We start from the raw sequence: 10822 nt of genomic DNA, 5'->3' as shown, positions 1-10822 counted from the left end.
CCCCTTCCCGCCCGAGGAAATGCGCCATGAATCAGTCTGTTGCCAGCCGTGTCAGCCGTGAGCGGCGCGGTCATGTCTTGTTGCTGGGCCTCGACCGGGTGGCCAAGCGCAACGCCTTCGACCTTGACCTGCTGAATGCGCTGAGCCTGGCCTACGGCGAATTCGAAGCCGACGCCGAGGCGCGGGTGGCCGTGGTGTTCGCCCACGGCGAGCACTTTACCGCCGGGCTCGACCTGATCAACGCCAGCGCCGCCCTTGCCGAAGGCTGGCAGGCGCCGCCCGGCGGCTGCGATCCGTGGGGCGTGTTCGCCGGGCCGAGGGTGAGCAAACCGGTGATCGTCGCCGCGCAAGGTTATTGCCTGACAATTGGCATCGAGCTGATGCTGGCGGCCGACATCAACCTCTGCGCGAGCAATACCCGCTTTGCGCAGATGGAAGTGCAGCGCGGGATTTTCCCGTTCGGCGGCGCCACGCTGCGCCTGCATCAATTGGCCGGCTGGGGCAACGCAATGCGCTGGCTGCTGACCGGCGATGAGTTTGATGCGCATGATGCGCTGCGTTTGGGCCTGGTCCAGGAAGTCATGGCCAGCGAGGACCTGCTGCCGCGCGCCATTGAACTGGCGGAACGCATCGCGCGGCAGGCGCCGCTGGGGGTTCAGGCGACATTGATGTCGGCGCGGCAGGCGCGTTATGAAGGGGAAGTCGCGGCGGCGCAAGGGTTGCCGGCGATGGTCAAGAAGTTGCTGGGCAGCGAGGATGCGCGCGAAGGTGTGCGGTCGATGATCGAGAAGCGGCCCGGGGTGTTCAAAGGGGTTTGAGAGTTGTGGCAATGCGGATAATGCTATCGCGGGCAAGCCTTGCTCCCACAGGTTGCCCATCCTTCTGTGGGAGCATGGCTTGCCCGCGATGACGCCAATACACCACCACACTATGTCGCCGGGCGAATCGCTTTGATCAACGACAACAATGAATACCCCAACCGCGGCGCCAGCCCTTCGGCGCGTTCGATCAGGCCGTCCATCTCCAGCTCTTGATCCAGCTCCGACGGCACAATCAGAATCACGTTGCCCTCCTTCACCGGCAGTTCCCAGTAATGGCGGCTATACAATCCGCGAAACAGCGCCGCGCCCAACGGCTTGCCGTCGTCCGTCGCCCACTGATTGATCACCAGCCAGCCACCCGGATTCAGGCGTTTCTGACAGTTTTCCAAAAACCCCCAGGCCAGATGCCCGACACCCGGCCCGACGTCGGTATACAAGTCGACAAAAATCAGGTCCGCCGGCTCAGCCGTTTCCAGCAGTTCCAGCGCATCGCCGACGCGGATGTACAGCCGCGGATCATCGTCGAGCCCGAGATATTCAATGGCCAGGCGCGGCACGTCGGGGCGCAGTTCGATGGCTTCGACGTCTTCCAGCGGCAGGAACTTGAGGCAGGCCTGGGTCAGCGTGCCCGCGCCCAGACCGAGGAACAGCGCGCTGTCCGGCTGCTCGTGGCACAACGCGCCGATCAGCATCGCGCGGGTGTAATCGTATTCCAGCCAGCTCGGATCAGCGGTGAACACACAGCTTTGCTCGATGGCGTCGCCGAATTCGAGAAAACGATAATCGGCCACTTCCAGCACGCGAATCACGCCGAACTCATCCTGTACCTCGGCGAGCAAATGCTCGACGCGCTCCTCAGTCATTTCATCTCCTGATCGTTGCCGGCCCTGCATTCGGGTCAACAGCAACGCAACACGCCGCAACATGAAGCGGCAAAGGCGCGATTGTCGGCGAAGCGACGGGAACAGGTCACGCACTAATTGCTGATAACATGAGCGCCCGTGCGTAAACACTAGAGACCGTGATGAGCCAACCCTGGAGCCCTGACAGCTGGCGTGCCTTGCCGATCCAGCAACAACCCCGTTACCCCGACGCCGCGCATCTGGCGCAGGTCGAGCAAACGTTGGCCAGCTATCCGCCGCTGGTGTTTGCCGGTGAAGCCCGGGAGTTGCGCCGTCAGTTTGCCGAAGTGACTCAGGGCCGCGCGTTTCTGCTGCAGGGCGGCGATTGCGCCGAAAGCTTCGCCGAATTCTCCGCCGCGAAAATCCGCGACACCTTCAAAGTCCTCCTGCAAATGGCCATTGTCATGACGTTTGCCGCCGGTTGCCCGGTGGTCAAAGTCGGGCGCATGGCCGGCCAGTTCGCCAAACCGCGTTCGGCCAACGACGAGACCATCGACGGCGTGACCCTGCCGGCCTACCGTGGCGACATCGTCAACGGCATCGGTTTCGACGAAAAAAGCCGCGTGCCGGACCCGGAACGTTTGCTGCAGTCCTATCACCAGTCCACCGCGACCCTGAACCTGCTGCGCGCCTTTGCCCAGGGCGGTTTCGCCGACCTGCACCAAGTGCATAAATGGAACCTGGATTTCATCGCCAACTCAGCGCTCGCCGAGAAATACAGCCACCTCGCCGATCGCATCGATGAAACCCTGGCATTCATGCGCGCCTGCGGCATGGACAGCTCGCCGCAATTGCGCGAAACCAGTTTCTTCACTGCCCACGAAGCGCTGCTGCTGAACTACGAAGAAGCGTTCGTGCGCCGCGACAGCCTGACCAACGATTACTACGATTGCTCGGCGCACATGCTGTGGATCGGCGACCGCACCCGTCAGCTCGACGGTGCTCACGTCGAATTCCTGCGCGGCGTGAACAACCCGATCGGGGTCAAAGTCGGCCCGAGCATGAACCCTGAAGACCTGATCCGCCTGATCGACGTGCTCAACCCGGACAACGATCCGGGCCGTTTGAACCTGATCGCGCGGATGGGCGCGAACAAGGTCGGCGATCACTTGCCGCAACTGATTCGCGCTGTCGAGCGTGAAGGCAAGAAAGTGCTCTGGAGCTCGGACCCGATGCACGGCAACACGATCAAGGCCAGCAGCGGCTACAAGACCCGCGACTTTGCGCAGATTCTTGGCGAGGTGAAGCAGTTCTTCCAGGTGCATGAAGCGGAAGGCACCTACGCCGGCGGCATTCACATCGAGATGACCGGGCAGAACGTCACCGAGTGCATCGGCGGCGCGCGGCCGATTACCGAGGATGGCTTGTCGGATCGCTACCACACCCATTGCGACCCACGGATGAATGCCGATCAGTCGCTGGAACTGGCGTTTTTGATTGCTGAGACGTTGAAGCAGGTTCGACGCTAAATCGCGTCGCGCCCTTCGCGGGCAAGCCTCGCTCCTACAGGATTACGCGATCCCTTGTAGGCGCAAGGCTTGCCCGCGAAGGCGTCCGCTCAATCACCGCCAATCTGTGCCAATGCCACCCTTAACCGCGCCGCACTCACTCGCTGACAATTGAGCTGCACCTGCGCCAATCCCAGCCAATCCGCCATCCGCCGCAAATTGACGGCCAACGCCAACATCCCCGCCTCGTCCAGCCCCGGCTCTTCCTCATGCACGGCATGCACCGCCAAGCGCCCCGCTGCCCGTTCTGCACGCAAATCCACGCGTGCGGCGATCCGTTCGTTGTGCAAAAACGGCAAGACGTAATAGCCGTAGACCCGCTTGATTTGCGGCGTGTAAATCTCCAGCCGATAGCGAAAATCGAACAAACGCTCGGTGCGGCTGCGCTCCCAGATCAGCGAATCGAACGGCGACAGCAAAGCGCTGGCCTCGACTTTGCGCGGCACGCTCGGCTCGGGCAGACAGTACGCCGGTTGGCGCCAACCCTCGACTTCGCACGCCAGTAACGCGCCCGCCTCCACCAGCTCAGCCAAACGCGGTCGGGCATCGCCGGGGTTCAGCCGAAAATAATCGCGCAGGTCCTTTTCCGTGGCCACGCCCAAGGCGTTCGCCGCGTGCAGCAACAAATCTCGCTGCGCCTCGGCTTCGCTGAGTAAAGGTTGCTGCAGGATCGCCGAGGGAATTACCCGTTCCGGCAAATCATAAAGTCGTTCAAAACCACGGCGCCCGGCGACCGTTACTTCGCCCGCAGCGAACAGCCATTCCAGCGCATGCTTCTCCGCCGACCAATCCCACCATGGCCCGGCGCGCTCCTGACGCGTCGACAAACTGCCCGCACCCAATGCGCCGAGCTCCTCGACCGACGCCAGTACGCGGCGAATGGTGTCCTGCTGTTCCCGGCCAAAACGCGCGAGTTGCTGATAGATATCTTCGCCGCGCGTCGCCCGCGCCATGCGCCAGCGCATCAGCGGGTACATCGACAGCGGCAGCAACGACGCTTCGTGGCCCCAATATTCGAACAACGTGCGGCGCCGGCCAGTACTCCAGGCAGCCTGGTCGAGCAAGTCGGAAGAATAAGTGCCGAGGCGGGAAAACAGCGGAAGGTAGTGCGAGCGCACTAACGCATTGACGGAATCGATCTGCAGGATGCCCAGGCGTTCTATCAGCCGGTTGAGCTGCAGCGCTTTGATCGTCGCTGGCGGCTGGCGCCCGTTGAACCCTTGGGCGGCCAGTGCCAGACGTCGAGCCTGCTTGTTGGAAAAAGACAGTTTGGAAGAGGACAGTATTGCGGGCATGAGCATCTCCTTGTCTGCTCGCAACCTACCTCAATGGAGAAGGGTTTGGGTATCAATCGCCTGATCATTGGTGCGTCGGTCATTTGTGCATCGGATCGTCCCAGAATGGCCGCACTGACTCGTGCTCGACATCCGCACGACTGACGCCAATGTCCTTCAGTGCTTCATCGCTCAGGCTCGCCAACATCTCGCGTTCGCGGTGAAGTTCGTACCAGCGGCTAAACTTGTGCAGCAAATCGGAAACTGCGTGGATTGAGAATTTTTCGTCCGTTACATGTTCGTGTTGACCTTTCATCATGTCGCCCTCCTTTAGGGATGGCTCAAGTCTCGCGCCGCAGCTAAGATCAATCCAACGAATGTTTCTGATGCAATACATCTCGGAGATTGATGAATGTCGGCGTTCCCCAGTATCGATACCGATGTCCTGCGCACCTTCGTCGCCATCGCCGATTTGGGCGGCTTCACCCGCGCCGGCGAGATGGTCAACCGCACGCAGTCGGCGGTGAGCATGCAGATGAAACGCCTGGAAGAAGACGTGTTGCAGCGCCAGCTGTTCGAGCGCGACGGACGCCAGGTCAAGCTGACCGCCGAGGGCCAAGTGCTGCTCGGCTACGCGCGGCGCATCCTCAAATTGCACAGCGAAGTGTTCAATACCCTGCGCGAGCCGCACATGGTCGGCACGGTGCGCATCGGCACGCCGGACGATTACGTGATGCGTTTTCTGCCGGGGATTCTCTCGCGCTTCGCCAAGTTCTATCCGCTGATCCAGATCGAGGTACATTGCGAATCGACCCGGCAGCTGTTGCAGCGCCAGGATCTGGACCTGTCGATCGTCACCCGCGAACCCGGCACCGAGATCGGCCAGTTGCTGCGCAAGGAGCGTTTTGTCTGGGCCGAGGCGCAATGTTTCAGCGCCCACGAGCAGACGCCGTTGCCGCTGGCGATGTTCAACAGTGATTGTTTCTGCCGCTTGTGGGCGTGCAATGCGCTGGACGCGATGGGCCGCGATTACCGCATTGCCTACAACAGTTCGAGCCTGTCGGCGTTGATGGCGGTGGTCAGCGCCGGTCTGGCAGTGACCGCGCAACTGGAAAGCCTGATCACCCCGGACATGCGCATCCTCGGTGCCGCCGAAGACCTGCCGCTGCTGCCCGAGGCTTGCATCATGCTCGTGCGCAACCTGCACAATCCGTCGCCGATCACCGAATGCCTGGCCGAGCACATCGTCGAAGGCTTCAAACTTTAAACGCGAGCATCACCGCACAAAGCACCAGAAAACCGCAGAACAGCCCGCGCAGCAGCCGTTCCGGCAAGGCGTGGGCAATTTTCACGCCCCAACTGATGCTCATCAGCCCGCCGATGGCCAACGGCAAACCGATCATCCAATGCACCTGATGATGCACCGCGTAAGTCACCAGCGTGACCCCGGTGCTCGGCAAGGCCAGCGCCAGCGACAAGCCTTGAGCGACCACTTGAGTGGTGCCGAACAGGCTGGTCAGCACCGGCGTCGCCACCACCGCGCCACCCACGCCGAACAATCCGCCCATGGTCCCCGACGCCGCGCCCAGCACGCCGAGCCATGGCCAGGAATATTTCATCTGCGTGGACGCCGGCGCGTTAGCGGTAAACATTCGCACAAGGTTGTAGGCGGACAACGCCACCAGAAACGCGACAAATCCTGCGCGCATGGTTTGCGCGTCGATGCCCACCGCCCAGATCGAACCGAGCCAGGCAAAGCAGAATCCCATCGAGGCCAACGGCAACGCGTGACGCAATTCGATCCGGTTGCGCTGGTGATAACGCCACAGCGCCAGCATCACGTTGGGCACGACCATCACCAGCGCCGTGCCTTGGGCGATTTGTTGATCGAGCCCGCACAGCACGCCGAGCAGCGGAATGGCGATCAATCCACCGCCAATCCCGAACAAACCACCCAAGGTGCCCAGCGCGGCGCCAAAAATCAGATACAGCACAAACTCAATCACAGCCAATTCCTCTCGTCAGGCCTTGCATCCTACGCAGTCGACGCTAGCGGGGAAACGCACAGCAACGCACAATGGCTGTGCCGATTTCGCATAAGCGTTGATAAATATGAATCCCAATCAATTGACCGACCAACTCGGGCTGTTTCTCGATGTGCTGGAAACTGGCAGTTTTTCTGCGGCGTCACGGCGTCATCCGCTGACGCCATCGGCGGTGGCGCGGCGCATCGACAGCCTCGAAAGCGCGGTCGGCAGTCAGTTGTTTCTGCGCAGCACTCACGCGGTGCGCGCGACGCCAGCCGGCCTGGCATTTGCCGAGCGCGCGCGGCGGATCGTCGCCGAATTGCGCCTGGCGCGAGCGGAAGCGGTATCGCTGAGCAGCGCGCCTGAAGGGCTGATTCGGGTGGATGCGCCCGCCGCGTTCGGGCGTCGACATCTGGCGCCGGTGATCGCCGATTTCCTGATGCTGTATCCGGGCCTCGACGTGCAATTGCATTTGATCGACAGTTTCGTCGACATGCAGGGTTTGAACCTGGGCAAAGTCGATCTGGTGCTGCGCGCCGGGCAACTGGCCGACACGCGGCTGGTGGCGACACCGCTGGCGAACATGGTGCGCATTGCCTGCGCCAGCCCTGACTATCTGAAACGTCGCGGCGTGCCGACCGATCCGGCGCAGTTGATTGAACACGATGGCCTCGACTGGGACGGCCTCGCCCCGCCCTTCGCCTGGCGCTTCGAGCAAGAAGGTCGGATGCAATTGCATCGCCCGGCGCGCATCCGCATGAGCGCCAATAATGCCGAGGCGCTGGTCTGTGGCGCGCTCGCCGGGCTTGGCATCGCGCATCTGCCGACGTGGCTGGCCAGCGAATATTTGCTGCGCGGCGAACTGCTGCCGCTGTTCTGCGAAAACGGCCTGCCGAAACCGGAGAGCGCCGGCATTTACGCGTTGCGCCTGGAGCAGCAGGCCAGTTCGCGCAGTCGGCTGTTGCTGGAATACCTGAAAACCCGCTTCAGCCCGATTGCGCCGTGGGACTTGGCGCTGCAAGGCACGCTGGCGGGTTACTGACCGAGAATTATCTGGCGCATTAAAGATTCGACCGCTAGATTCATGACGATGACAGATCAAGGCTTTGCGATGACCACCAAACGTGACACCCCGGATACCTGCGACCACCTGCTGCTGGACAATCAGGTCTGCTTCGCCCTGCATTCGACTTCACTGCTGATGACCAAGGTTTACAAGCCATTGCTGCAAGCGCTGGGCCTGACCTATCCGCAGTACCTGGCGATGCTGGTGTTGTGGGAACGGGATGGTCTGACCGTAGGAGAAATCAGCACGCGACTGTTGACCGATCCGGGCTCGTTGACCCCGCTGCTCAAGCGTCTGGAAGTCGAGGGATTACTCAGCCGGACCCGCAGTCGCGAGGATGAACGAGTGGTGATCGTCGAGCTGACCGAGCAAGGCCGGGCGTTGCGCGAGAAGGCCCGAGGGATTCCGCAGTGCATTCTTGGCGCGAGTGGGCAGACGATTCAGCAATTGCAGAAACTGCAGAATGATTTGCAGGAACTGCGCAGCAATCTTCAGGAAAGCCTCTAGCTTTCAGATCACCATACAACCCTTGTGGGAGCGGGCTTGCTCGCGATGGCGGTGCATCAGGCAGTTTTTTGCTGGATGACCTACCGTAATCGCGAGCAAGCTCGCTCCCACATTTGTTTTTGGTGGCTTCACAAAAATATTCATGCCTGAAAAATTCTGGCGCACCGCTCTAACTTGAGGCTCTCCTGCCGAGCGAGTCGTCCAGCGATCCAGATTCAGCACACTTCCTCAAAAGTTTGTCTTGCGCGCTAAATATTAGCGCGATACATTCACCTCGAACTTACTTAGCGCGCAAATAATTAGCGCGAATCATCCAAACCCGGAACGAGGCTCACATCATGCAAACTCTCTACACCGCAATCGCAACTTCCACCGGTGGCCGTGATGGTCGTGCGGTGTCCAGCGACAATATCCTCGACGTCAAACTCGCCACCCCGAAAGAACTCGGCGGTGCTGGTGGTGCGGCGACCAACCCTGAGCAACTGTTCGCCGCCGGTTATTCCGCTTGCTTCATCGGCGCGCTGAAGTTCGTCGCCAGCCAGACCAAGCGCAGCATCCCGAACGACGCCTCGATCACCGCGCATGTCGGCATCGGTCAGATTCCTGGCGGTTTTGGTCTGGACATCGACTTGCACATCAGCCTGCCGGGCCTGCAACAAGCCGACGCGCAAAGTCTGGTCGACGCCGCTCACGAGGTTTGCCCGTACTCCAATGCAACGCGTGGCAACGTTGATGTGCGTCTGCATGTGAGCGTCTGATCAGCGCCAGCAAAAAACCTGCGAGAGTGAAAGCTGGTCGTGCAACAGCTTTCCTCCAGGCACAAAAAAGCCCGACTCAATGGTCGGGCTTTTTCATTCCTGAAGCTGTGCTTATTTAGCACGGCCCTTGTAGGAACCGCCTTCGCGGGTGTCGATTTCGATGCGATCACCGATTTCGATGAAGTCAGCAACCTGCAGCTCAGTACCGTTGCTCAGCTTGGCTGGCTTCATGACTTTGCCGGAAGTGTCGCCGCGAGCGGAACCTTCGGTGTAGTCAACGACGCGCACGATAGTGGTCGGCAGTTCTACGGAAACCAGACGCTCTTCGAAGAAGATCGCTTCGCAAACATCAGTCATGCCTTCTTCAACGAAAGGCAGAACGGCTTCGATGTCTTCAGCGTTCAGCTCGTACATGGTGTAGTCGGTGGTGTCCATGAACGTGTAGGTGTCGCCGCTGATGAAGGACAGGGTCGCTTCTTTGCGGTCGAGGATTACGTCGTCCAGTTTGTCGTCAGCGCTGTAAACGATCTCGGTCTTGTAACCGGTCAGCAGGTTCTTCAGCTTGGTCTTCATGATCGCGCTGTTACGACCGGACTTGGTGAATTCAGCTTTCTGAACCAGCCAAGGATCGTTTTCGAGACGGATCACGGTACCGGGTTTCAGTTCTTTACCAGTTTTCATTGCGAATATCCGAATTTGGATGGGATTTACAAAAATCTAGGTCGCGTATCATATCCAATTTACATAAAACTGTACCAGCGCCGCGGCAAGATCCGCCTGCAAGGCTTGTTCCAGACACCACGCCTCGGCATGATTTTGCAGCTCTGGCCAGTGTTTGCGGGTCGCGAGCCACTGGTCGGTCATGTCCTCGCCGGCGTTCCATGCGCGCCAAAGACTGCTGATTGCCGCGCTCGCAGGCGCTGACAGGCCTTTTGTGTAGAGCGCAAGGAAGGCTTCGAGCTTGTCAAGGTGAATGTCTTCGTCCTGCCGATAGATGTGCCACAGCAGCGGCCGCCCCGCCCATTGCGCGCGAACAAACGAGTCTTCGCCGCGCACCGCGTTGAAGTCGCAGCACCACAGCAGGTGGTCGTACTGGTCCTGACGCACGAATGGCAACACTTGCACGGTCAGGCCATTGCGCACATGCAGCGCGCCCGCCGCCAGCTCACTGACCCCGAGCCAGCGCTGGACATCGCCGAGAATCCGCCCTTCCGGCACCAGCAAATGCGCAGGCGTGGAATCGCTTGCCAAGGCGTCGAGCCAACTGGCCAATCCAGCATTTTCGTAGGCAAACAGTGAGATCAACTGCGCGTCTGGCGCAGGATCAATGCCTAAGCCGTGCAGGAATTGTCGCTGGGCTTCGGGGTCTTGCTGAAACGCCCTGCGCCGTTCGAGCAAACCGTTCTCACGCAACAAGCCGCCAGTGCCTTTCTGGAATCCCGGGAAGAAGAAATACTTCTGCACACTTTTGTATTTCACCGACGGCAAACCGTGGCAACCGATGACCCAGTCTTCGGCGCTCAAATAGTCGAGGTTCATCCACAGCGGTGGTTTTTCGCGTGCGGCCATCGCGTCCATGAAGGCGCTGGGTAACTGGCAGGCAAACGCGGCAATGACCACGTCGCCGGCATCGACTGGCTGCCATTCGGTCGGCCATTGACGCACCTCGACACCCTGCTGCCATTGCTGCGCGGCGTCGACATCGATCTGCCGACACAAGCGTTCAAACGCGCGCAGGTCATCGACCCACAACCGCACATCGACGCCGTGCTCGGCGACTAACTGCCGGGCCAGACGCCAGGTCACACCGATATCGCCGAAGTTGTCGACCACGGTGCAAAAAATATCCCAGCGCCCGCGGTTTTTCATTTGAGGCAGTTCAGGCATTACAACTCCCGTTGGCGAAAACACCGATTGTCCGCATAAATTACCCCGTGCAGAAGAGCCGCCGACGATTAA

Annotated in this window: 12 protein-coding genes; 6 read left to right on the top strand and 6 right to left on the bottom strand. The window is 60.4% G+C overall.

Features of this window, described 5'->3' with window-relative positions:
- Positions 1-26 precede the first annotated feature (26 nt).
- Positions 27-818 carry a crotonase/enoyl-CoA hydratase family protein gene (locus BI292_RS21370; protein ID WP_092279554.1) on the top strand — a complete coding sequence of 264 codons (792 nt, stop codon included), beginning with the start codon at positions 27-29 and terminating at the stop codon, positions 816-818.
- 110 nt (positions 819-928) lie between these two features.
- Here the strand turns inward: BI292_RS21370 and BI292_RS21365 are convergent, their stop codons facing one another.
- The gene (locus tag BI292_RS21365; protein WP_101209069.1) at positions 929-1684 is read right to left on the bottom strand and encodes a spermidine synthase; all 756 of its coding nucleotides are present in this window, start codon (positions 1682-1684) and stop codon (positions 929-931) included.
- Positions 1685-1845: 161 nt separating this feature from the next.
- Between BI292_RS21365 and BI292_RS21360 the strand changes: the two genes are divergently transcribed.
- Positions 1846-3192 carry a class II 3-deoxy-7-phosphoheptulonate synthase gene (locus BI292_RS21360; RefSeq protein ID WP_092279550.1) on the top strand — a complete coding sequence of 449 codons (1347 nt, stop codon included), beginning with the start codon at positions 1846-1848 and terminating at the stop codon, positions 3190-3192.
- Between the two features lie 89 nt (positions 3193-3281).
- Here the strand turns inward: BI292_RS21360 and BI292_RS21355 are convergent, their stop codons facing one another.
- Complete coding sequence (locus BI292_RS21355) at positions 3282-4526, bottom strand: winged helix-turn-helix domain-containing protein (protein WP_101209068.1); 1245 nt, start codon at positions 4524-4526, stop codon at positions 3282-3284.
- A gap of 79 nt (positions 4527-4605) precedes the next feature.
- Positions 4606-4821: a DUF1127 domain-containing protein gene (locus BI292_RS21350; RefSeq protein ID WP_092281698.1), complete on the bottom strand. Its 216-nt coding sequence runs from the start codon at positions 4819-4821 to the stop codon at positions 4606-4608.
- A 96-nt stretch (positions 4822-4917) separates the two neighbouring features.
- Between BI292_RS21350 and BI292_RS21345 the strand changes: the two genes are divergently transcribed.
- The gene (locus tag BI292_RS21345; protein ID WP_101209067.1) at positions 4918-5772 is read left to right on the top strand and encodes a LysR substrate-binding domain-containing protein; all 855 of its coding nucleotides are present in this window, start codon (positions 4918-4920) and stop codon (positions 5770-5772) included.
- On the opposite strand, the gene BI292_RS21340 is transcribed toward BI292_RS21345, so the two are convergent.
- Positions 5762-6511: a sulfite exporter TauE/SafE family protein gene (locus tag BI292_RS21340; RefSeq protein ID WP_101209066.1), complete on the bottom strand. Its 750-nt coding sequence runs from the start codon at positions 6509-6511 to the stop codon at positions 5762-5764. The two genes, BI292_RS21345 and BI292_RS21340, sit on opposite strands and share 11 nt — an antisense overlap.
- Before the next feature lie 106 nt (positions 6512-6617).
- Between BI292_RS21340 and BI292_RS21335 the strand changes: the two genes are divergently transcribed.
- The 3 genes from BI292_RS21335 to BI292_RS21325 all read left to right on the top strand — a co-directional run bounded on the left by BI292_RS21335 (position 6618) and on the right by BI292_RS21325 (position 8863).
- Positions 6618-7574 (top strand): LysR family transcriptional regulator, encoded by a 957-nt coding sequence (locus tag BI292_RS21335; RefSeq protein WP_092279541.1) that lies wholly within the window; start codon positions 6618-6620, stop codon positions 7572-7574.
- A gap of 69 nt (positions 7575-7643) precedes the next feature.
- Positions 7644-8105, top strand: coding sequence for a MarR family winged helix-turn-helix transcriptional regulator (locus BI292_RS21330; protein ID WP_101209070.1), 462 nt, complete (start codon positions 7644-7646; stop codon positions 8103-8105).
- A 338-nt stretch (positions 8106-8443) separates the two neighbouring features.
- The gene (locus BI292_RS21325; RefSeq protein ID WP_101209065.1) at positions 8444-8863 is read left to right on the top strand and encodes an organic hydroperoxide resistance protein; all 420 of its coding nucleotides are present in this window, start codon (positions 8444-8446) and stop codon (positions 8861-8863) included.
- Between the two features lie 111 nt (positions 8864-8974).
- Here BI292_RS21325 and BI292_RS21320 read toward each other — a convergent pair whose 3' ends face one another.
- Both BI292_RS21320 and earP read right to left on the bottom strand, forming a co-directional pair.
- On the bottom strand, positions 8975-9544 hold the full coding sequence (locus BI292_RS21320) for an elongation factor P (protein ID WP_032626910.1): 570 nt from the start codon (positions 9542-9544) through the stop codon (positions 8975-8977).
- A 48-nt stretch (positions 9545-9592) separates the two neighbouring features.
- A complete protein-coding gene (gene earP, locus BI292_RS21315; RefSeq protein WP_101209064.1) occupies positions 9593-10750 on the bottom strand; it encodes an elongation factor P maturation arginine rhamnosyltransferase EarP in 1158 nt (385 codons plus the stop codon).
- Positions 10751-10822: the final 72 nt, after the last annotated feature.

Origin of the sequence: Pseudomonas sp. 43NM1, from assembly GCF_002836905.1 — a bacterium.
Lineage (GTDB): Bacteria > Pseudomonadota > Gammaproteobacteria > Pseudomonadales > Pseudomonadaceae > Aquipseudomonas > Aquipseudomonas prosekii.
The sequence above is the reverse complement of the archived record's forward strand: the minus strand, read 5'-3'. Positions and strand labels throughout refer to the sequence as shown.

Bases quoted from the DNA above. Each gene is read 5' to 3' on its own strand.
- BI292_RS21370 (WP_092279554.1), top strand. From the start codon at position 27: ATGAATCAGTCTGTTGCCAGCCGTGTCAGCCGTGAGCGGCGCGGTCAT.
- BI292_RS21345 (WP_101209067.1), top strand. From the start codon at position 4,918: ATGTCGGCGTTCCCCAGTATCGATACCGATGTCCTGCGCACCTTCGTC.
- BI292_RS21360 (WP_092279550.1), top strand. From the start codon at position 1,846: ATGAGCCAACCCTGGAGCCCTGACAGCTGGCGTGCCTTGCCGATCCAG.
- BI292_RS21365 (WP_101209069.1), bottom strand. From the start codon at position 1,684: ATGACTGAGGAGCGCGTCGAGCATTTGCTCGCCGAGGTACAGGATGAG.
- BI292_RS21330 (WP_101209070.1), top strand. From the start codon at position 7,644: ATGACCACCAAACGTGACACCCCGGATACCTGCGACCACCTGCTGCTG.
- BI292_RS21335 (WP_092279541.1), top strand. From the start codon at position 6,618: ATGAATCCCAATCAATTGACCGACCAACTCGGGCTGTTTCTCGATGTG.
- BI292_RS21325 (WP_101209065.1), top strand. From the start codon at position 8,444: ATGCAAACTCTCTACACCGCAATCGCAACTTCCACCGGTGGCCGTGAT.
- earP (WP_101209064.1), bottom strand. From the start codon at position 10,750: ATGCCTGAACTGCCTCAAATGAAAAACCGCGGGCGCTGGGATATTTTT.
- BI292_RS21350 (WP_092281698.1), bottom strand. From the start codon at position 4,821: ATGAAAGGTCAACACGAACATGTAACGGACGAAAAATTCTCAATCCAC.
- BI292_RS21355 (WP_101209068.1), bottom strand. From the start codon at position 4,526: ATGCCCGCAATACTGTCCTCTTCCAAACTGTCTTTTTCCAACAAGCAG.
- BI292_RS21320 (WP_032626910.1), bottom strand. From the start codon at position 9,544: ATGAAAACTGGTAAAGAACTGAAACCCGGTACCGTGATCCGTCTCGAA.